The organism is Jannaschia helgolandensis (assembly GCF_900109285.1).
GTDB classification, from domain to species: domain Bacteria; phylum Pseudomonadota; class Alphaproteobacteria; order Rhodobacterales; family Rhodobacteraceae; genus Jannaschia; species Jannaschia helgolandensis.
Genome location: NZ_FNZQ01000002.1, coordinates 339488 through 359223, shown reverse-complemented (window position 1 = coordinate 359223; position 19736 = coordinate 339488). Strand labels below are relative to the sequence as shown.

The window sequence follows — 19736 nt, the reverse complement described above, 5'->3', positions numbered from 1 at the left end:
AATGTGATGGAGCTGCTTCTGAATGATGGTTCGGTTCCGCGCAGCTTTGCCATTGGTGGCGAGTTGCACGGGATGGACCTGTCGGATCATCGAATGAGCCTATACGTTGCCGGTCGAGGCGAGGACAAGATTGCGGCAGTGGCACTTTCGACGGGTGATGTGACAACTGCTCCCTTATCTTCGGAGCCATATCATCTGACCACCATTCCTGGAACCTGCACATTCTATGTCTCGTCACGAGCCGAATCGAAGGTCTGGATCATTGATGAGGCAACACTGACACCTGTAGGAGATTTTCCGATTGAAGGCGAAGGACATGAGATAGTGGCTGTGCAATGATGTTCTTTCGAGCAGTATTGGATGCGTAATTATTGCTTTTTCGCGCTAGAATGTGAAAGCATATTGCCACGTGAATGGCAGTTCAACGATATTCTGGCAAGTCCCTGATCCTGGGAACCATGTATGAAAGGAAGTTTTATAATGATTGTTACAATTCGTAAATCGCTCCCTGTTGCTGTTCTGTTTGCGGTATTCGCGGGGCCATCTTTTGCCGATATTCATGGTGCCAATATGGAAATGATGGCATCGGGATTGATATTGCCTGAGATGAACGCAGAGGAAGGCCGCGAACTGTTCGCGTCGAAGGGTTGCGTTGTCTGCCATTCAATCAACGGGGTCGGTGGGGTCGATGCGCCGATGCTGGACGCAGAATTCATGGACTCCCCAATGAACCCCTTCGAATTTACAGCACGCATGTGGCGCGGTGCAGAGGCGATGGTCGAATTGCAGCGGGATGAGCTTGGCGACGTGATCGACCTGACCGGCGAAGAACTGGCCGCGATCATTGCATTTGTTCACGACGCAGAAGAACAGGCAAAATTTTCCGAAGCGGATATCCCTGAAGAAATTGAAGCGATGATGGTTCATGTAGAAGACAAGGACGCGGATGAGGAGGGGCATGATTAGTCCGGTATAAAACATTTGGCTTCTGCGACCAGATCAGGGCCTGTGGTTGCCTTCTGAAAGTTAGAAAGGAGCCGTAGTATGCCAGGTTTTGGTGTGGGTCTTGGCAGTTTATGGATGCTGTAGATCCTGTTTCTCGTTGTCTTGGTGTAGCTGTATTGGTCAAGTATCTGCGAAAATGAGGAAAAATCTATGAGCTATACGATCAACCGCACCATCCATGATGCTTCCCTCTATGATGTCGAGCGCCGTGTCCGAAGTGCGCTTGCCGATGCGGGTTTTGGCGTTCTGACCGAAATCGACGTCAAGGCCACGATGAAGAAGAAAATCGGCAAGGACATGCCGGGATACCTGATCCTCGGCGCCTGTAATCCCGACATGGCATGGCAAGCGATCGGTTTGGAGCCACGCGTGGGCGCGATGTTACCATGTAATGTCATCCTGCGAGAGATTCCGTCCGGGGTCGAAATTTCGGCAGTCGATCCGCAAGCGTCGATGGCCGGAATCGACAATGACCAATTGCAGCATGTGGCTGGACAAGTTCGCGATATGTTGCGCAGCGTGGTTCAGGCGATCTGATTTATCATAGTTCACCAAAGCGTACCGGGTAGCAATCCGCTTCCCGGTATGAAGGCGTTTGTTTGGTGTGCGCAGTTCGGCCGGACAATCAGATTTTCTGCGGTACGAGAATCCGATACTCAGACGCAGAACAGATCAACCGAGGCAGACATATGACACATTCCAGCGGCGACGATGCGATGCAAAAGGGCTCCATCAGCCTGAGTGGCGCGGTCGGTATGGGCACGGGTGTAATGATCGGCGCGGGGATCTTTGCGTTGACCGGCCAGATCGCGCAGCTCGCTGGTTCATATTTCGCCTTGTCATTCGTGTTTGGGGCCATTGTTACGTCTTTCAGCGCCTACACTTACGTCAAGATGTCGAATGCCTGGCCGTCTTCGGGCGGAATCGCAATGATCCTGCAAAAGGCCTATGGTCCGGGCGCGATTGCCGCTGCCGCGTCACTTTTGATGGCGCTGTCGATGGTGATATCCGAAAGCCTCGTGGCACGGACGTTTGCCACCTATGTCCTTCGCCCGTTCGAGATCACGAGTGGACCGTTGGTGCCGATACTGGCGGTTGCGGTGATCCTGTTTGCATTTCTCGTGAACGTTTCAGGCAACCGGTCCGTCGGACTTCTTTCCATCGTCATGGCGGCAATCAAGATCGGAGGCATCGCATTGTTCGGCATCGTCGCTCTGTGGTCGGGTGGGTTCGGCTTTCCAGAGGCCAGCAACAACGCTGACGGGTTTAGTATTACCGGCTTTGTCGCCTCGGTGGCGCTGTCGATCCTGGCGTTCAAGGGGTTCACGACGATTACCAACAGTGGCGGGGAAATCACCAATCCGCACCGGAATGTCGGGCTGACCATCGTGATCTCGATCGCGATCTGCGTCGTAATATACCTGCTGGTCGCGCTGGCCGTCGGGTCGAACCTGTCCATCGACCAGATTATCGCTGCCAAGGACTATTCGCTTGCCGAGGCGGCGGCGCCGGCACTTGGACAGTTCGGATTCTATTTCACCGTCGTTCTGGCGGCGGTGGCCACAGTCTCCGGAGTGTTGGCCAGCGTTTTTGCCGTGTCGCGAATGCTGGCAATGCTGACGGACATGAAGATGATACCGCACCGCCATTTTGGAATGTCCGGCCCGATCCTCACCCACATGCTGGTCTATACTGTCGTCCTTGCTTCACTGCTGGCGGTGTTTTTCGATCTCAGTCGGATCGCCTCGCTTGGCGTGTTCTTCTATCTGATCATGGATATGTTGGTGCATTGGGGCGTGTTGCGATATTTACGACAAGAGGTTGGTGCAAACGCAGCGATCCTGCTGTCCGCAATAGCGTTCGACGCAATTGTCCTGATCGCATTCACGGCGATGAAGCTGGGATCGGATCCTATGATCGTGCTTTATGCAGTGGTTGGGATTACAACGGTTTTTGTCTACGAGCGGTTTTTTCTGTCACGCTGGATCGCGCCAAATTCCGAAAGCGATCACTGAATATTTGCCCATCTGTCGGCACCTGATTATTGCGAGCTGGATTACTGCGAGCGAGGCCGTTCGCGCCGCCTTATGCCTGTCGCGGCCTTCAGTGCGCTTGGCCCCATGATGACGTGCGGCATCATTGGTAGAGCCATCGCTTGAGGAATACGATTGCAACCGGGAAATTGGCGAACCGAGACACCGCGGTTCCCCAGTTGATGTCGGGAAAGCGGGTCGGCAATCAGTCCGAAGCGCGGTTTCCAACGTATTGTGCAAGCGTCCTTGGCGGCGTGATCTTGATGCTCTGGATTTTGCCATGCAGAGTTTTCGAATTCACCATTCGATCCCGTCTGCTGTGGCTGTCAGCGCGTCGATTAACGCCGGACGGTCGGCAACGCCATTCGTCGAGCGCAATGCCAGGTCGACCCGTCGCGCTGCGTTATAGCCTTCGATCGCCGCTCGATTTGGGCGCAGACCATAAGCCGTCATAAACCGGGTCTCAAAGTCGCGGCCGGCCTCCGTCGGTTCACTGACGATCCTGCCAGGCCGGACGACGACAGTTTGCGGGTCAAGCTGCGACAGATCCTGATCGTCCCCGGAACCGGGGCCGAGCAGGACCGCGATGTCGATGGGTCGTCGATTGACGTCCCGGAGTCCATCAATGTCTGCCGCGGCCTCGGTCGGCAGGGGAACAAGGAAAACATCAAGCCCGCCGAGGTGGCCGTCCGAAGTTTCGTTCGCGTGGCTGTCCCGCTCCCGAGTGGCCAGCAAGATGCCCTTGATCGCGGAGTCGAGAGCTGTTGGCAGGTCTGATCCATCCGCTGAAACGCCCAGCGAAAAGCTATGCGCCTGCGCACCGGCAATCGGCATCGTGGCGAAAAGAAAGGTCGCCAGCACCCCGCCCACAGCACTGCGGATCGGGCGCATAGATTCAGGTTTCCTCATCGAACAAACTCCAGTTCAAAACTTCAACCGTCGCAGCCGTAGCGCATTGAGAACCACCGACAGCGACGATGCGCTCATCGCGAACGCGGCAAAGATCGGGCCGATCAGGATGCCGAAAAACGGAAACAGGATACCGGCCGCAATCGGAACACCGGACGCATTGTAGATCAGCGCGAAAAACAGATTCTGCCGTATGTTGCCCATGGTCGCAAGACTCAACTTTCGTGCCCGCACGATCCCGTCGAGGTTGCCTTTTACCAATGTGAACCCCGCGCTTTCGATCGCCACATCCGCGCCGGTCCCCATGGCGATGCCGACATCGGCCTGCGCAAGGGCAGGGGCGTCGTTCACGCCGTCTCCGGCCATGGCGACCTTCCTGCCCTGATCCTGCAACTCGCGGATGATGCGCGCCTTGTCTTCAGGCAGCACGTCGGCCCGGATCTCGTCGATGCCCAGGCGGCTGGCGACGGCCTGCGCGGTGCGTTCGTTGTCGCCGGTCGCCATGATGATCCGAAAGCCCAGTTCGTGCAGCGCCTTGAGCGCGGCTGGCGTGGTCTCCTTGACCGGGTCGGCAACACTGACCAGCCCGGCGATGGCCCCGTCCAGCACGATGAACATCACCGTTTCGCCTTCGTCGCGCCGCGCATTTGCGGTGCCCACCAACGCGCCGCTGTCCAGCCCCATGTCCCTGATCAGCGCGGCATTGCCCAACGCGACGGCCTTGCCGTCAACGATGCCCTTGACGCCCTTGCCGGTGATAGCCTCGAAATCTTCGGCCTTGACCAACTCGACGCCGCGCTCTTCGGCGCCGCGCACGATGGCCTCGGCCAGCGGGTGTTCCGACCCGCGTTCCAGTGATGCGGCAAGACGCAGCACTTCGGCCTCGTCATGGCCCTTGTCGGGCAGCACCGCGACCAGTTTCGGCTTACCTTCGGTCAGCGTGCCAGTTTTGTCGACGATCAGCGTGTCGATCTTCTCGAACCGCTCCAGAGCTTCGGCGTTCTTGATCAGGACGCCCATCTGCGCCCCGGTCCCCGTCGCGGTCATGATCGACATCGGCGTGGCCAGGCCAAGCGCACAGGGGCAGGCGATGATCAGGACGGCAACCGCCGAGACAAGGCCATAGGCCAGCGCAGGTTCCGGCCCCCAGATAGCCCAAATGATGAACGATAGGATGGCGACACCGATGACCACCGGCACGAACAGACCCGCGACCTTGTCGGCGTATTTCTGGATCGGTGCACGGCTGCGCTGCGCGTTGGCGACCATCTGCACGATCTGGCTCAGCATGGTGTCGGCGCCGATGCGCGTGGCCTCCATCACCAGACTGCCGGTGCCGTTGATCGTGGCACCGGTCAGCTTGTCTCCCTCGGTTTTTTCGACCGGGATCGGCTCACCCGAGATCATCGACTCGTCCACCGACGAGCGGCCTTCGACCACGACGCCGTCGACCGGCACCTTGTCACCGGGCCGCACCCGCAGGTGATCGCCCAACTGCACCTGGTCCATCTCGACTTCCTCTTCGGTGCCGTCGGGGCGGATCACCCGCGCCGTCTTGGCGGCCATGTCGAGCAAAGCCCGGATCGCCTTGCCGGTGCCTTCGCGGGCGCGCAGCTCCATCACCTGGCCCAGCAGGACCAGCGTGACGATGACGGCGGCGGCCTCGAAATAGACGCCCACTGCGCCGGTTTCCGGATCGCGGAATCCGTCAGGAAATATGCCGGGTATGAGAACAGCGACCATCGAAAAAATAAAGGCCGCGCCGACACCCATGCTGATGAGGCTGAACATGTTCAGGTTCATCGTGCGGAACGAATTGTAACCACGGGTGAAAAACGGCCAGCCAGACCACAGAATGACCGGCGTGGACAACAACACCTCAATCCAGAGCGAAGTCTGTTCGCCAAAGAATTCACGGATTTGCGGATAGCCCAAATAGATTGGCATAGTGATAATCAGCAGCGGTATCGTCAGTGCGACGCCGACCCACATGCGTCGGGTAAAATCGACCAGTTCCGGGTTCGGACCGTCTTCCTCCAGGCTGATTGTTTCAGGCTCCAGCCCCATGCCGCAGATTGGACAGGACCCGGGGCCGGGATGGCGCACCTGCGCGTGCATCGGGCAGGTATAGATCGTGCCATTGTACCCGTCGGGCACGGTGTCGTATTCGCCGCCCTTCGCATCCGCCTTCCCCGCACCATGTGCATGACCATGGTTGGAGTGGTCGTGGCTGGAATGATCGTGGTCAGCATGACCGTGATGCCCATGATCCGCGGCTTCGCCCTCGGGCGTCAGGAACATACCGCATTTCGGGCAAGATCCTTCTTCGGTGCTGCGCACCTCGGGGTGCATCGAACAGGTATAAACGGTGCCAGAATACCCCTCCGGAACGGTATCGTAATTGTCATGGGCGTCGTTGGCTTTTGCCAAACTGCCTTTGTTGATGTTCATCTTGTGTCCTTCCGGTCCTTGTTCCGCGCCCGTGACGCAGGTCTGTGTTCAGTGAAAGATCATGCCATCGACGTGGAATCCGGCATCGACATGCAGGATTTCTCCGGTGATGCCGGTTGTATGGTCGCTGGCCAGAAGAAGGGCGGCGCGTCCCACCTCGTCAGCGGTCACGGTGCGGCGCAGCGGTGATTTGGTTTCCGTCTCGCGGATCAGCTCGTCGAAATGTTCAATTCCCGAGGCCGCGCGGGTCTTGACCGCCCCGGCGGAGATCGCGTTGACGCGGATGCCACTCGGACCCAGTTCATGTGCCAGATAGCGCACGGACGTTTCCAGCGCGGCCTTCACCGGCCCCATCAGGTTGTAGTGATCCACGACCTTTTCGGCCCCGAGAAAGCTGAGCGTCGTCAGGCTGCCGCCCCGCGTCATCAGCGGCTCCGCGAGCCGGGCCATACGAATGAAGGAATGGCACGACACCTGCATCGCCTGCGCAAAGCCAGTTGCCGAACAATCCGTGAGCCGTCCGTGCAGGTCGCCCATGGGAGCCCAGGCGATGGCATGAACAAGAAAATCGAGCTGACCCCAGGTCTTGGTGATAGTATCGAACACTGCCTCCAGCTGGCCTTCTTGAGTCACGTCGCAGGGCAACAGAATCGGCGCATTTATGGACTTCGCGAGGGGTTCCACAAACCGCCGCGCCTTGTCATTGAGATAGGTTACCGCAAGCTCCGCGCCCGCGGCATGACAATTGCGCGCAGACGCCCAGGCCAGGCTGCTTTCGTTGGCGATGCCAACGACAAGGCCTTTCCTGCCCGTCATGTCGAGCAACTTGCCGGGGTCAGGTGAAGGGATTGAAACCGTCATCATGCCAACTTTGCTTGGTTTGCTGTCAGGCCGGGCGCGCAACAGGCAGGATTGTGTTGGGGGGCGGCGGCGACGCTTGTCTCTGCTGACGGGCGCGGCATCTTCTGCACCTTGCTGTGACGCAACATCAGCGCCGCAATCGCCAGCGACGCCATCCGCGCAGGGGCGGGATCGGCGCGCGACGTCAGCACCACTGGGGCCGAAAGGCCCAAGGCGACACCGGCTGCGACTGCGCCGCCGAGATATTCCAGCGCCTTGGCAAGAATGTTGCCCGACACCAGATCTGGCACCAGCAGGATGTCGGCCTGGCCTGCCACCTCCGACAGAATGCCTTTCTCGGCGGCGGCGCGTTGCGAAATTGCGTTGTCGAAGGCCAGCGGCCCGTCGAAATATGCGCCGGTGATCTGACCGCGCCGCCCCATCAGCGTCAGGCAGGCCGCATCGAGCGTCGAGGCGATGCTGGCTGTCACCGTCTCGACCGCCGAAAGGACCGCGACGCGCGGTTCGGCCACACCGAGCATGTGAAACAGATCGACGGCATTCTGGCAAATCTCGCCCTTGGCGGCGAGATCGGGGGTAATATTGATGGCCGCATCGGTAATCCCGATCAGCCGGTCATGCTCTGGAATATCGACCACGAAGACGTGACTGCACCGACGATCAGGCAAACGTAGTCCGGTCGCGCCGTCCAGAACGGCCCGCATCAGGATATCGGTGTGAATGTTGCCCTTCATCAGAAGATCGGCATCGCCGCTGCGCACCAGCTTCACTCCGATCACTGCGGCTTCGGCATCCGACCGGGCGGCGATGAACCAGTCGGGATCAGGGGTCCAGTCCAGGGCGCGACACAGGCGCAGCGTCGCCTCAGGGTCGCCAATCAGCCGCGGTTCGGCGAGACCGGCACGCGTGGCGTCCCGCAGGGTTTCCAGAACCACGGATTGCGCGGCATCGACGACAGCGACGCGCACGGGTTCCTGACCGATTGCCCTGTCGATCAGATGTTGCAGTTTTTCAGGGTGCACGGTCATGGATCAACCCTCCGTGCCGGTTCGATGTGACACCGGATGGAAGGCCAGTTGCGCCGCGACATGCCGGGCGATCATCTTTTCTTCGTCCGTCGCGCGCGCTTCGACGATCACGCGCGCTCCCGATTTCGAGATCACCGTCTGGCCCGCCTTGTTCGCGCCGCTTTCCACCTCGATCCCGAGATAGCCAAGACCGGCGCAGATACGTCCGCGTATCTCGGCCGAGTTCTCGCCGATACCGCCGGTGAACACGAGACGGTTGAGCCCGCCAAGCGCACCGGTCAGTCGCGCCAGCTGGAGCTTGGCCTGATAACAGAAATAGTCGACGGCTTCCGCTGCCGGGGCTTCATGGCTGCTCAGAAGATCCTGCATGTTGCGGCTCAGACCCGAAACCCCGAGAAGCCCGCTCTGATGATAAAGCAGATCGGCGATGTCATCGACTGACATGCCTTTTTCCTGCATGAGGAAAAGGATTATACCGGGATCAAGGTCACCGGTGCGCGTGCCCATCGGCAGACCGGCAAGTGTAGAGAACCCCATGCTGGTCTCGACAGGTTCACCACCCCGGAGCGCGGCCATCGACGCGCCATTGCCCAGATGGGCGATGATAATGCGTTCTGCATCGGTATCCACGCCGTCCTGACGAAGGGTCTCCGTGATGTATTCATAGGACAGACCATGAAAGCCGTAACGCCGGATGCCGTCATCGGCATAGGCGCGGGGCAGGGGCGTCATCCGGGCCAGATGGGGCAGATCGTGGTGAAAGGAGGTATCGAAACAGGTCACCTGCAGCAGGTCGGGACGGGTTTTGCGAACCGCATCGATTCCCGCCAGATTGGGTGGCATATGCAGCGGGGCAAGCGGAGTCAGCCGACGCAACCGGGCCAGAAGGGCCGGCGTGACGCGCTTTGGGCAGTCGCAGTCCGGCCCGCCATGCACGACCCGGTGGCCGACGGCCACCAGGTCCAGCCCCCCCGGCAGACTTTCGATGGCGCCTAGCAACCGGGTGAGCGCCATATCGTGGTCACCCAGATGGCCCGGTTCATCGACGACGACGGTATGGCGCGCATCGCTGAGCTGGTAATGGGTATTGGGCATCCCGATCCGGTCGATCGCCCCCGACCAGAGCCGTTTTGGCTGGCTGGCCGCAGTGAACAGCGCGAATTTGAGTGACGAAGATCCCGCATTGAGGGTCAGGATGACTTGTTCAGTCATTGATGCCTTCTTTCATCCGATTGGTCAGTTTTTTCCATGCCAGATGCTTCTGACTTTTCGGTCGGGCCAGGATGTGTGGATTTGTCCCCGCCCTTGTGCCCATGGCCGTGGCCAAAAAGATGCATGGCGATCATTCCGCCGCCCACGGCCAGCAGCAGCCAATTTTCGGCAACCCATTGCATTTGCAGTCTCCTCCCCGATCAGACGGGCATGTGGGGATCATTTTCGATGTCAGACGTTTCGCCGCCATAGAGCGTTTTGAAAGCGCGTTCGTACTTGGCGTCGCGGTCGATGCGCGCCCGTTCGATGGCCTTGCCGATTGCCTTGATGGCCGCCCGCTCCCGCAGGATCATCGGATCGTTCGGGTCGAGCGGTTCGCGCGTCCCGGAAATGTTGTCCGCGGCCTGTCGGACCAGACGCATCCACGGATTGAACCGTTCGGAAAACATCAGGCGGCTTGTGCGCATGGGGTGCATCCATTTCATCATCTCGGCGCTGGCCGGGGTTGTCATCAGCTGCACCCAGGGGCTGACGAATGTCGCATAGAATGCCTCGTTGATTTCCGACGCGCGCCGCGCAGCATCGAAACCCCTGTCCGGCGCATAGGCGTCAAGGTCACTTATTTTGCGCGGCTCGAACCGCACTTTGTAGTGTGGCGCGTGGCAGTCGGGATCGCCTGACGGATTGTCGATTTTCATTTCGTAGAGACCGGGCTTCAGCTTTTCGATCCTGCCCAGGCTTTCCAGAATGGCGCGGTGTTCAAGCTTTGCCACCGAGGCCGATACGAAGATGCCCAGATGTCCAACATGATCGTTTGTCAGATAGACGATGCGCTGTCCCGCCGCCTTGAGGTCGGCGGTGTCCTTGTAGACCACCGGGATCCATCCCAGGGCCTGCGCGGGCGGCGTTATATTGTCGCCGTAGGAGGCGAAGACGATCACCGGGCTTTTGATCTTGCGCAGATCGGCCACGCAATGATCGCCGATCGGCATCTCGCCGCTTTCCAGCCGGTTGCCAATGAACAGGTTCTGGGTGATTGACAGAATTTCCGGGCGGCTGAGAGTGTAGAACCCGTTCCACCACCGTTCGAACTCGAGAAAGCGGTCGCGCTCGGTATCCACGTTTTCCAGCAGATTTGCGTATTTTTCCCAGATCGCTTTTTCTGGTTTTAGGCTTTCGAAATTCTGCGCCAGCCAGGCCCCGTCAAAGCGCCCGTCGCCCAGATCGGCGGTCAGGTGGGCCAGCCACGCACCGCCCAGCAAGCCGCCAGAGATGCGCATCGGGTTCACGCCTTCCTCGCCCGCCCAATAGGACAGCGGCGACCCGTTCAGCACGACCGGCCCGGCTAGTCCTTCACAATGCGCCGCCAGCAGAACGACCGCCCAGCCAGCCTGACAATTGCCATAGAGAACCGGGGCCGTGTCATCGTGACGCGCCGCAACCTCTTCTACAAAACGGCGCAGGGCGAACAGCACAGCCTCCAGCGTTTGATCGGGTTCAGGTTCCGGAAAGAAGATGACGAAATAGACCGGATGCCCCTCGGCCATCGCCATGCCGACCTCGCTGTCACGTTTGAACCCGCCGATGCCCGGCCCATGGCCCGCACGGGGATCGACGACGATGACAGGCGGTTTTGCTGCATCGACACAATCGTCCCAGCAGTTTCCGTCGACTTCGGTGACCCTCAGCAGGGCGTAATTGGCCGGACGCTCGAACTGCCGCGCATCCAGCAGGGTTTCGTATTTGAAATCCAGCAACGGCGGCATGCCCGCCCGGTCATGGGCGATCATATTGTCGGCCCGTTGGCGCAGCGTATCCAGAAACAGCACCGAGCGTTCCCAAAGATCGCGCCCGTAGGCAAGCGGATCGGGTGGGGCGTGCGTGCTGACAACCCGCTCACTAGCGGCTTCTGTATTTGCGGCGATCAGCGGTTTCATCGGCGTGACGATGTTCATGCCATGGCCCTTCTTGAGAAGAAGTTCCAGGCGGGCACGAAGATCACGGCGATGTACCAGCCGTAAGCAAAGCTTTCGACGAGGCCCAGAAGCGCGCTTGGCCAGCTGATCCAGCTTACGCCGGGCAGCAAAGGTAGCCACGCCTGATACATCGTTGCCCAAGGAAACAGGAGCCCGAACAGCACGCAGAGTGCGAAGCTGAACGCCAGCAGGATGCCCAGCGACATGCCGACCGGATAGATGCGGATGGATTTGGTATCTGACATTTTGGCCTCTCCTCAAAGCGCGAGGTCGCGCAACGACGATCAAATCCACGTTTCCGCGGGATCGTTATGAGGACGTTGGCAGTGCGAATCCGTTACAGGATCAGCGCAAGAAATCTGGAATGGACGTCTGTTGTGGTCCGACTGCAGGAACCACGCGGCGGAAGATGATCCGGCAAATGTGTAAGTCTGTGGATGGGCCCGGCGTACTATATCGCCAGGTTGGACCGGTCGTTCAGCGACAGGAATGAACGTTTGCCGTCAGACCCGGCAAGAGTTCGCCCGCATTTTTCTCGCACACCAATCTGTTATTATAGTTTCTGACTGAAGTCGGTGTAGGTAATCGTCGCGCCGCATAGATGCTTTGGCGCGCACGCTTGGGGGCAAGACCGACCATGTTTCTCGAAGGATTGAGAAGTTGGTGCGGAAAGGTCTCTGAAACATTCTCCTGGTTGCATGCAGCTGCGACAGTTGAAACAAACGCTTGAAGCTCTAGTTTCAATAGAAGCTATTTGATAGGCGAACGGACAAATCTTTCTCAAGGGACCTGAATAACATGCTGAAAAGAAGACATTTCATATCGACATCCGCAGCGTTGTTCTCGGTTGCGCTTACCCGCCCGGCGTTTGCCAGCACATGGCCGAGTGACGCGCAGAAGGCGGAGTGGGATGCTCAGATAACGCCTCCGAACTATGATCCTGCTGTCTCGAATCCGTGGGGCTTGCATCCACGTTTCATGCCTACGCGGGTGGAAGCCAATGACACGCTCACACCGGGCGATATTCACGTCGATGCCGTTGCGAGATATCTTTATCACATCGAACCGGGCGGAACGGCCATGCGCTACGGTGTCGCCATTGGCCGTGGCGATTTGTATGAGCCGGGCACCTACAAGATCCGGCGTAAGGTAGAGTGGCCCCACTGGACCCCGACGCAGAACATGATCAAGCGTGAACCCGAAGTCTATGCGAAGTATGCGAAAGGGATGGAGCCTGGCCCCGAGAATGCACTCGGTTCGCGTGCTCTCTATCTGTATGTCGGCAACCGAGACACCTATCTACGGATCCACGGCACCCCGTCTCCGCGCTCCATCGGCAGCCGGGCGAGTTCCGGCTGCGTCCGCATGGTGATGGCTCATATCAACGATCTCTACCCGACTGTTGCTATGGAATCGACCGCTGTCCTTTACCCTGCTGAAGATGCCGTGACAGCCCGAAGCTGAGTCGCACCTGCGGTTATCGCAAAGGCTTCTAACTCAATCGACGGATGATCGGTCATGTCTTGCTTTGAAGGCAGATAGGTTGTCCGTCGACGTTCACGAGCGGCAGCAATGTCGTTTCCACAGGTCCGGTATGTTCATACCAGTAGCAGTTGTCCTGTGGCAGAAGGCGCGCAGATGCGACGTTCTGTCCAGGCGCGGCCAGGGCGGCGATGGCTGCAGCCCGCTCGGCGTCTCGGGCCGCTTCTCGTCCAGAGGGAGTGATGGCCGATGCGGCGCAACCCGCCGTGAAAAGCACAGATGACATTACCATCACTGTTTTACTGCGTACCCACATATCGTCCTCATCAATTTCGATTCTCCGGCGCTAGCGTTGCATCCGGTGACGCTGGCTGCAACTTGCAATGTTTCGTCTTGGACGAGCGTTCACACCGACCCGGTTCATTAAGTGTGACATGCCTCTTGAAGCTCTAGTAACTGTAGCTCCTATCTTCGGCCTGAAGTTATGATTCGCCTGGAGAAAACCTATGGCCGCCCCCAAACAAGACCATGACCATTCACGCGACAAAGATCACAAGCATGATCATCAAAAGCACGTGCATGGCGCAGATTCATCCTGCTGCGGGTCGGACAGTGATGCGATGTGCGGGGATATAGGTCCAGTCGGCAATGTAGATGCGGCGGGGCGCAGCTTTCTGGTCAACGGACTGGATTGCGCTGAAGAAGTTTCGATCCTGAACAAGGCACTTGGACCGGCGGTCGGCGGAACCGAGCATCTGGCCTTCGATGTGATCAACGGCAGGATGACAGTTCTGGACACCGCCACGCCCTTGCCCGACGACCGGATAATCGCCCTGATCGGCAAAACCGGCATGACCGCTTCAGTCTTCGATTCAGGACGCGCCGAGGTCGACCGCGCGGCGCATCTGAAACGGCAGAAATTCTTTACCGCCCTTTCGGGCGGGTTCTGGGCCGGCGGTTTTCTATATCACGCGGTGGAAAGCGGCCCGGCAGGAGCGGTGCAGATTTTTTCTGATCACGGGGCAACGGCGATGCCCGTAGTCGAGATCACGTCGTTTCTGCTGGCGATCGTGTTTGGTGCCTGGCTGGTGGCCCCCAAGGCCTGGTCTTCGGCGCGGCGACTGTCGCCAGACATGAACCTTCTGATGATCATCGCGGTGGTCGGAGCCATCGGCCTTGGGGCCTATTTCGAGGCGGCGACGGTGGCCTTCTTCTTCTCGCTGTCGCTCTATCTGGAAAGCTGGAGCGTCGGGCGCGCCCGCAACGCCGTAGCGGCACTGCTTGATCTGGCACCTCCGACCGCGCGGGTCATCCGTGATGACGGCACCGAGGCGGATGTGCCCGCGGCAAAGGTCGTTGTCGGCGACAAGTTCATCGTGCGCGGCGGCGACCGGATCGCGCTGGACGGCGAAGTTGTCGCAGGTGCGGGGGGCGTCGATCAGGCCCCGATCACCGGCGAAAGCGCGCTTGTGTCGAAAGAGCCGGGCGACGAGGTCTATGCCGGCACGATCAATGGCGAAGGCACATTGACGGTGCGTGCGACCAAACTGGCCAGCGACACGGTGCTTTCGAAGATCATCCGCATGGTCGGCGACGCGCATTCGCGCCGTGCCGATGTCGAACAATGGGTGGCCAAATTCGCCCGCATCTATACCCCTATCGTGATGGTGCTGGCGATCCTGATCGCCTTTGTGCCGCCGCTTGCCTTTGGCGGTGCCTGGGCCTTCTGGATCTATAATGCGCTGGTGCTGCTGGTTATTGCCTGCCCCTGTGCGCTGGTGATCTCGACGCCGGTTTCCATCGTCGCGGCGCTGGCCTCGTCGGCGCGCAACGGCGTGCTGATCAAGGGCGGTGCCTATGTCGAGGCCCCGGCGCGGCTGACCGCCTTGGCGATGGACAAGACCGGAACGATCACCATGGGCGAACCCGAGGTGGCGAGCCTGCATCCGCTGGGCGACACCTCGGAGCGCGATCTGATCGCGGCGGCGGCGGCGCTCGAAGCGCGCTCGTCGCATCCTCTGGCCCGCGCAATTCTGGCACGCGCCGAACGCGACGGCATCAAGGCCACGCCCGCCGAGGACACCCGTACCGTGCCGGGGCGCGGCGTCGAAGGTCTGCATGCTGGCCGCGCGATCTGGCTTGGGTCCGACCGCTTTGCCACCGAGAAGGACATGGGCGCCGCAATGCCCCGCAACGTCGTGGACCGGATCGAGGGCGCGGGCAGTACGCTGGTCGCGGTCGGCGATGACAAGGGCCTTCTGGGCCTGATCGAGCTGCGCGACCGGATCCGTCCTGACGCCAAAGGCATTGTCGCCAAGCTGCATGCGCAGGGCGTGAACACCATTGTCATGCTGACCGGCGATAATGAACGCACTGCGCGTGCTGTGGCCGCCGAGGTTGGTATCGACGAGGTGCGCGCCGAGCTTCTGCCCGAAGACAAGGTGACGGCGATCGAGGAACTGGTCGCGACCCACGATATGGTGGCGATGATCGGTGACGGGGTGAATGACGCCCCTGCAATGGCGCGGGCGCATTTTGCCATCGCGATGGGGGCCGTGGGGTCGGATGCGGCGATTGAGACGGCGGATATCGCGTTGATGACCGACGATATCGGCAAAGTGCCGTGGCTGGTGGGCCATTCGCGGCGCACGATGTGGATCATTCGCCAGAACATAGGTTTGTCACTTGCGACCAAAGCCGCCTTCGTGGGCTTAACCGCCTTCGGCATGGCCACTATGTGGGGGGCAATCGCCGCCGATGTCGGCGTATCGCTGATCGTGGTTGCCAACGCACTGCGCCTGTTGCGCGCCAAGGGGCAGGGGCCGGCGGCACCGAAAGGCGGCGAGCGCGTTGGCGAAAACATGGCAAAAGGAGCACTGGCACATGGTCATTGAACTCAAGGAACCCGGACGCGAGCCGGAACGGACATCCGCCGACAAGACATCCTCGATGCTTTGTCCGGTGTGCAAGGTGGCGCTGACCATGTCGGATCGGCAAGGCGTCGAGATCGACTATTGCCCCCAGTGCCGCGGCGTCTGGCTCGACCGGGGCGAGTTGGACAAGATCATCGAGCGTAGCGCCGCCGATCTGGCGCCGCGCGCCCCTGAACCGCAGCCGCGCGGCTATGATGACGACGACAGGTATCGCGGCCATGGCAGCAAACACGGCGGCTATGGCAAACATGGCGGCTATCGCCGCAAGTCCTGGCTGTCGGAAATCTTCGACTAGACAAGGTTGCATGTAGGCAACGCAATCGCGGGCGGGCACCGGACTTCGGTGTCCGCCCCAAAACGGCAGGGGCCGACAATGGGCGCAGGACATGGTGCAGGGACCGCCGGGGCAACCGACACCGCAGCGGGGCGCCACAGCGGCGGCCTGAAATGGGCGCTGGCGATGACCTCGACCTTTCTGGTGGTCGAGGTTATCGGCGGGCTCTGGACCGGCAGCCTGGCCCTTCTGGCTGATGCGGCGCATATGCTGACCGATGTCGGCGGGCTTTTTCTGGCACTGGTGGCGATCCGCTTCGCCGCCCGGCCGGCGACGCCGCAAAAGACATTTGGCTATGTGCGGATGGAGGTGCTTTCGGCGCTGGCCAATGCGGTCGTACTGCTGCTGCTGACGGTCTACATTCTCTACGAGGCCTGGCAGCGGTTCCTCGCCCCACCGGAAATCCTCAGCGGGCCGATGCTGGTGGTTGCGGTCGTGGGCCTTGCTGTCAATCTGGTGTCGATGCGGCTGCTGCATGCCGGATCGAAGGAAAGCCTGAACCTGAAGGGCGCCTATTTCGAAGTGCTGGCCGACATGCTGGGTTCGGTCGGGGTGATACTGGCGGCGTTGGTGATCATGTTCACCGGCTGGGCACTGGCCGATCCGATCATCGGTGCTGGCATCGGGTTGTTCATTGTGCCGCGCACGTGGATCTTGTTGAAAAGCGCGGTCATCATCCTGATGGAAGGCACACCACCAGAGGTCGATATCGGTCTGCTGGAGCGTGGTTTGCTGGACCTGCCGGGGGTAACGGCGGTGCATGATCTGCACGTCTGGACCCTGACGTCGGGCTTCGATTCAATGAGCTGTCATCTTGTCGTCGATGATATGGCGCGCAGCCGCGGAGTGTTGCAGGCCGCGCAAACGGCGATGCAGCAGGACTTCGGAATCACCCATTGCACGATCCAGATAGAAGACGCGGCGCTGCGCGCAGCCGAAGGCGAGACGCATTGAAGGCCGCTCGGCCCCGCTGCGGGCCCATATCGCGCCCTGCCATGGGTTATTTGTCGCTTCATGTGCCGGCCACCCGTCAGATGCCCAGTCCACCGCAAGACCCCATCTGGCGCTGGGGTGTGCTGGCATATGAAAACGCCCCATAAGGTCAGTCATGCCGCCAAGCCGATTGCAATTCTCGACGTCGCCGATAACTTCGTCTGAATTGCATGACAGGAGCACCTTGGGATGAACTTTGTCGATCAGATCGCGAGTCTCACGGGTGCAAACGCTCAGGAGATAGTGTTTATTCAACGTATCTTGCTGGCCGCATTCCTTGCTGCGATCATCGGGTGGCAGCGTCTAAGAAACGGGAGCGTTGCCGGATATCGGACCCACGCTATCATCGCTGTTGCAGCTACCGCATTCACAAGTGTCTCGCTCGACCGTTTTCCAGCGGATACTGGACGGGTTATCCAGGGTATTCTCACCGGCGTAGGCTTTTTGGGGAGCGGGATCATCTGGAAAGCCGGTGAAGTCGTGCGTGGCGTGACGACAGCTGCGGGGATCTGGGCGGTTACGGCAATTGGCATTATTATCGGAGTGGGAGAGTATTTTATGGGCCTTTCTATTTTTGCCATTACATTTTGCATCCTTTCGTTGCCGGCAGGGCACCGCTAGGTGTTTGATCAGATGTTTTGATGGCGCGCCCCTTTCTCATGAATGGAAGGAAGCATCATGCGTTACGTTCGTCATGGACGCGCCAGGACCAAGCACGCTGTAAAAGCTGAGGCGATGGCGCTGACCCTCCAACCTAGCCACGGCTCGGCCGGTCAGTAACTACGGCTGTTGCGCGGTTTGCGTGATGTCAGAACCTCGGAGTATAGTAACAGGATAACCCCGCACACTACGGCGACATCGGCCAGGTTGAAGGCCGGCCAGTGCCAGCCTGCCTATATAGACATCTAGAAAATCCGTCACCGCCCCAAAGCGCATACGGTCCGCCACATTACCGAGTGCGCCACCGATGATAAGGCCGTAGGCGGCGGCATCCAAACCATATGCTGACCGCGCCAGCATGACCGCCAGCCAGACAGTGATAACAAGTGCCAGCCCGGACAATACCCACCATGTCACACCGCCAAGCATGCCGAAGGTGACTCCATCATTTCGCAGAAAAATCAGGCCTGAAGCCAGGCACGACCGGAATGCCATCCGCCAATATGTCGCTGTAGGCTGTGGCTACAGACTTGCTGATCTGATCAGCTGCATACGCAAACGCGATACAGAGAACGCCTAGCGATTTTGGCCGGGTCATGGCTGTGGTCCGGTCGTATCGGATGGAAGGATCGGCACAATGACGGTCAGATCGTCGCCATCGTAGAACTTGAGCCGCAAGGGCAGGGTTTCGCCTTCGATGAGAGGTGTATCCAGGTCAAGGAGCATGACATGCAGACCTCCGGGTTCTAAGGTGACAGACTCACCCGGAGCGATCCATAAATTCGCCAGAGCACTCATACGGACCGAACCCTGCGCGTCTGTCGTAGTTTTATGCAGGGTCTCGATGGAAGCCCGGTCAGTGCGCACACCGATCAGGTCGATCTGGTTCTGTCCGGTATTTCTGATGGTGAGATATACGGCTGCAGCCTTGTTGCCCGGCGTCGTGGCGCGGGCCCAGAGTTTCTCGACGATTATATCGCCATCCCCGGTCGCCTGCTGCGACAGCGCCGCCAAAGGCCAGAGTGCCAGTTGCAGGATCAGGGCGCCTTGTGCAAACCTTCGCTTCATTGTGGTGCCTTTATTTACGATATGTGGCAAGGTCTTGCCGCAAATGACGATTGACGGACGCTTTACAAGCTTCAGCTGCTAGAGCTTCAAGCGAAATCTTCTGGTACCGGGATGTTACGCGAACTTCTTTGACGCAGACGCTCGAACTGTCTGCACCGCGCCTATATTACTCTAGTCATTGTAGAGACGAGGACAAGATGCTGACCATCGGAACACTATCGCGCAAGACCGGAACCAAGGTCCAGACCGTGCGGTATTACGAGCAGATCGGCCTGTTGCGTGAACCGGGTCGCACCGAAGGCGGCCAGCGCCGATATGAAGAAGCCGACCTGGACCGGCTCGCATTTATCCGCCACGCGCGGCAACTTGGTTTTTCACTCGATGCGATCCGCGAATTGCTGGAATTATCGGATCATCCGCAGCAATCCTGTGCGGATGCGGATTCGATTGCCCGACGCCAGCTGAAACAGGTTGAACAGCGGCTTTTACGGCTTCAGGCCCTACAAAAAGAACTGAAGCGGATGATTGTTGAATGCAGCGGCGGCCAGGTGGCAGATTGTCGTGTGCTGGAAGTGTTGCGGGATCACTCCGAATGCCTGACCGCGCATGACGATATCGGATCTTGACCGCAAGTTACGGGAACCCTTCTACCGTCCGGGTCGTTTGAGCGGGAACAGTTAAGAACGGAACGGTGTGACCTCACCCTGGATTTACACATCAGCGCCCGCCATTCTGGCAGTGATCGCTTCATGGATCGCCGTCAGTGCCCATCCCGGCCCGATGTGGGTAAG

General features: G+C 59.5%; 19 protein-coding genes and 1 pseudogene. 10 read left to right on the top strand and 10 right to left on the bottom strand.

Translation table 11 applies throughout. The annotated features are described in order from the left end of the window. The first annotated feature begins 6 nt into the window (after positions 1–6). From BMY38_RS08765 to BMY38_RS08750, 4 genes are all read left to right on the top strand, one after another. Complete coding sequence (locus BMY38_RS08765; RefSeq protein ID WP_092761895.1) at positions 7–339, top strand: YncE family protein; 333 nt, start codon at positions 7–9, stop codon at positions 337–339. Between the two features lie 141 nt (positions 340–480). Next, complete coding sequence (locus tag BMY38_RS08760) at positions 481–966, top strand: c-type cytochrome (RefSeq protein ID WP_139204683.1); 486 nt, start codon at positions 481–483, stop codon at positions 964–966. 189 nt (positions 967–1155) lie between these two features. Further along, positions 1156–1542 carry a DUF302 domain-containing protein gene (locus tag BMY38_RS08755; RefSeq protein WP_092761893.1) on the top strand — a complete coding sequence of 129 codons (387 nt, stop codon included), beginning with the start codon at positions 1156–1158 and terminating at the stop codon, positions 1540–1542. A gap of 152 nt (positions 1543–1694) precedes the next feature. Next, a complete protein-coding gene (locus BMY38_RS08750; RefSeq protein WP_092761891.1) occupies positions 1695–3020 on the top strand; it encodes an APC family permease in 1326 nt (441 codons plus the stop codon). A 315-nt stretch (positions 3021–3335) separates the two neighbouring features. On the opposite strand, the gene BMY38_RS08745 is transcribed toward BMY38_RS08750, so the two are convergent. Genes BMY38_RS08745 through BMY38_RS08710 form a run of 8 tightly spaced genes read right to left on the bottom strand, consistent with a single transcriptional unit; the run spans position 3336 to position 11720 of the window. Further along, positions 3336–3947 (bottom strand): type 1 periplasmic-binding domain-containing protein, encoded by a 612-nt coding sequence (locus BMY38_RS08745; RefSeq protein ID WP_139204682.1) that lies wholly within the window; start codon positions 3945–3947, stop codon positions 3336–3338. 15 nt (positions 3948–3962) lie between these two features. Next, positions 3963–6398 (bottom strand): copper-transporting P-type ATPase, encoded by a 2436-nt coding sequence (locus BMY38_RS08740; RefSeq protein WP_281243213.1) that lies wholly within the window; start codon positions 6396–6398, stop codon positions 3963–3965. A gap of 48 nt (positions 6399–6446) precedes the next feature. Beyond that, positions 6447–7262 (bottom strand): enoyl-ACP reductase FabI, encoded by an 816-nt coding sequence (fabI, locus tag BMY38_RS08735; RefSeq protein WP_245737551.1) that lies wholly within the window; start codon positions 7260–7262, stop codon positions 6447–6449. After that, positions 7259–8287 (bottom strand): bifunctional enoyl-CoA hydratase/phosphate acetyltransferase, encoded by a 1029-nt coding sequence (locus tag BMY38_RS08730; protein ID WP_092761887.1) that lies wholly within the window; start codon positions 8285–8287, stop codon positions 7259–7261. Before BMY38_RS08730 ends, fabI begins: the two co-directional genes overlap by 4 nt. A 3-nt stretch (positions 8288–8290) precedes the next feature. Next, on the bottom strand, positions 8291–9499 hold the full coding sequence (locus tag BMY38_RS08725) for an acetate/propionate family kinase (protein ID WP_092761885.1): 1209 nt from the start codon (positions 9497–9499) through the stop codon (positions 8291–8293). Then, on the bottom strand, positions 9496–9681 hold the full coding sequence (locus BMY38_RS08720; RefSeq protein WP_092761883.1) for a hypothetical protein: 186 nt from the start codon (positions 9679–9681) through the stop codon (positions 9496–9498). The genes BMY38_RS08725 and BMY38_RS08720 overlap by 4 nt, the downstream gene beginning before the upstream one ends. Before the next feature lie 18 nt (positions 9682–9699). Then, positions 9700–11454 (bottom strand): DUF3141 domain-containing protein, encoded by a 1755-nt coding sequence (locus BMY38_RS08715; RefSeq protein ID WP_092761881.1) that lies wholly within the window; start codon positions 11452–11454, stop codon positions 9700–9702. Beyond that, the gene (locus BMY38_RS08710) at positions 11451–11720 is read right to left on the bottom strand and encodes a DUF5676 family membrane protein (protein WP_175495816.1); all 270 of its coding nucleotides are present in this window, start codon (positions 11718–11720) and stop codon (positions 11451–11453) included. The genes BMY38_RS08715 and BMY38_RS08710 overlap by 4 nt, the downstream gene beginning before the upstream one ends. Positions 11721–12273: 553 nt before the next feature. On the opposite strand from BMY38_RS08710, the gene BMY38_RS08705 reads away from it, so the two are divergent. From BMY38_RS08705 to BMY38_RS08680, 5 genes are all read left to right on the top strand, one after another. Next, entirely contained in the window at positions 12274–12939 is a 666-nt protein-coding gene (locus BMY38_RS08705; protein ID WP_092761879.1) for a L,D-transpeptidase, read from the top strand. A gap of 524 nt (positions 12940–13463) precedes the next feature. Next, the gene (locus BMY38_RS08695; protein ID WP_425431629.1) at positions 13464–15851 is read left to right on the top strand and encodes a heavy metal translocating P-type ATPase; all 2388 of its coding nucleotides are present in this window, start codon (positions 13464–13466) and stop codon (positions 15849–15851) included. Between the two features lie 55 nt (positions 15852–15906). Next, positions 15907–16185, top strand: coding sequence for a TFIIB-type zinc ribbon-containing protein (locus BMY38_RS08690; RefSeq protein ID WP_092762037.1), 279 nt, complete (start codon positions 15907–15909; stop codon positions 16183–16185). A 78-nt stretch (positions 16186–16263) separates the two neighbouring features. Beyond that, positions 16264–17178, top strand: a complete 915-nt coding sequence (locus BMY38_RS08685) for a cation diffusion facilitator family transporter (RefSeq protein ID WP_092761875.1) — start codon at positions 16264–16266, stop codon at positions 17176–17178. Positions 17179–17406: 228 nt separating this feature from the next. Then, on the top strand, positions 17407–17838 hold the full coding sequence (locus tag BMY38_RS08680) for an MgtC/SapB family protein (RefSeq protein ID WP_092761873.1): 432 nt from the start codon (positions 17407–17409) through the stop codon (positions 17836–17838). 152 nt (positions 17839–17990) lie between these two features. On the opposite strand, the pseudogene lspA reads toward BMY38_RS08680, so the two are convergent. Together lspA and BMY38_RS08670 are read right to left on the bottom strand one after the other, a co-directional pair. Then, positions 17991–18475, bottom strand: a pseudogene (gene lspA / locus BMY38_RS08675) (signal peptidase II). Next, entirely contained in the window at positions 18472–18945 is a 474-nt protein-coding gene (locus BMY38_RS08670; protein ID WP_092761871.1) for a copper chaperone PCu(A)C, read from the bottom strand. The pseudogene lspA and the gene BMY38_RS08670 overlap by 4 nt, the downstream one beginning before the upstream one ends. Before the next feature lie 197 nt (positions 18946–19142). Here BMY38_RS08670 and BMY38_RS08665 point away from each other — a divergent pair, with 197 nt between their 5' ends. Next, positions 19143–19571 (top strand): MerR family transcriptional regulator, encoded by a 429-nt coding sequence (locus tag BMY38_RS08665; protein ID WP_092761869.1) that lies wholly within the window; start codon positions 19143–19145, stop codon positions 19569–19571. Positions 19572–19736: the final 165 nt, after the last annotated feature.

Coding starts and splice junctions, on each gene's coding strand:
- BMY38_RS08725 (WP_092761885.1), bottom strand. CDS start 9,499: ATGACTGAACAAGTCATCCTGACCCTCAATGCGGGATCTTCGTCACTC.
- BMY38_RS08710 (WP_175495816.1), bottom strand. CDS start 11,720: ATGTCAGATACCAAATCCATCCGCATCTATCCGGTCGGCATGTCGCTG.
- BMY38_RS08690 (WP_092762037.1), top strand. CDS start 15,907: ATGCTTTGTCCGGTGTGCAAGGTGGCGCTGACCATGTCGGATCGGCAA.
- fabI (WP_245737551.1), bottom strand. CDS start 7,262: ATGATGACGGTTTCAATCCCTTCACCTGACCCCGGCAAGTTGCTCGAC.
- BMY38_RS08705 (WP_092761879.1), top strand. CDS start 12,274: ATGCTGAAAAGAAGACATTTCATATCGACATCCGCAGCGTTGTTCTCG.
- BMY38_RS08755 (WP_092761893.1), top strand. CDS start 1,156: ATGAGCTATACGATCAACCGCACCATCCATGATGCTTCCCTCTATGAT.
- BMY38_RS08765 (WP_092761895.1), top strand. CDS start 7: ATGGAGCTGCTTCTGAATGATGGTTCGGTTCCGCGCAGCTTTGCCATT.
- BMY38_RS08665 (WP_092761869.1), top strand. CDS start 19,143: ATGCTGACCATCGGAACACTATCGCGCAAGACCGGAACCAAGGTCCAG.
- BMY38_RS08750 (WP_092761891.1), top strand. CDS start 1,695: ATGACACATTCCAGCGGCGACGATGCGATGCAAAAGGGCTCCATCAGC.
- BMY38_RS08685 (WP_092761875.1), top strand. CDS start 16,264: ATGGGCGCAGGACATGGTGCAGGGACCGCCGGGGCAACCGACACCGCA.
- BMY38_RS08680 (WP_092761873.1), top strand. CDS start 17,407: ATGAACTTTGTCGATCAGATCGCGAGTCTCACGGGTGCAAACGCTCAG.
- BMY38_RS08720 (WP_092761883.1), bottom strand. CDS start 9,681: ATGCAATGGGTTGCCGAAAATTGGCTGCTGCTGGCCGTGGGCGGCGGA.
- BMY38_RS08730 (WP_092761887.1), bottom strand. CDS start 8,287: ATGACCGTGCACCCTGAAAAACTGCAACATCTGATCGACAGGGCAATC.
- BMY38_RS08745 (WP_139204682.1), bottom strand. CDS start 3,947: ATGAGGAAACCTGAATCTATGCGCCCGATCCGCAGTGCTGTGGGCGGG.
- BMY38_RS08695 (WP_425431629.1), top strand. CDS start 13,464: ATGGCCGCCCCCAAACAAGACCATGACCATTCACGCGACAAAGATCAC.
- BMY38_RS08715 (WP_092761881.1), bottom strand. CDS start 11,454: ATGAACATCGTCACGCCGATGAAACCGCTGATCGCCGCAAATACAGAA.
- BMY38_RS08670 (WP_092761871.1), bottom strand. CDS start 18,945: ATGAAGCGAAGGTTTGCACAAGGCGCCCTGATCCTGCAACTGGCACTC.
- BMY38_RS08740 (WP_281243213.1), bottom strand. CDS start 6,398: ATGAACATCAACAAAGGCAGTTTGGCAAAAGCCAACGACGCCCATGAC.
- BMY38_RS08760 (WP_139204683.1), top strand. CDS start 481: ATGATTGTTACAATTCGTAAATCGCTCCCTGTTGCTGTTCTGTTTGCG.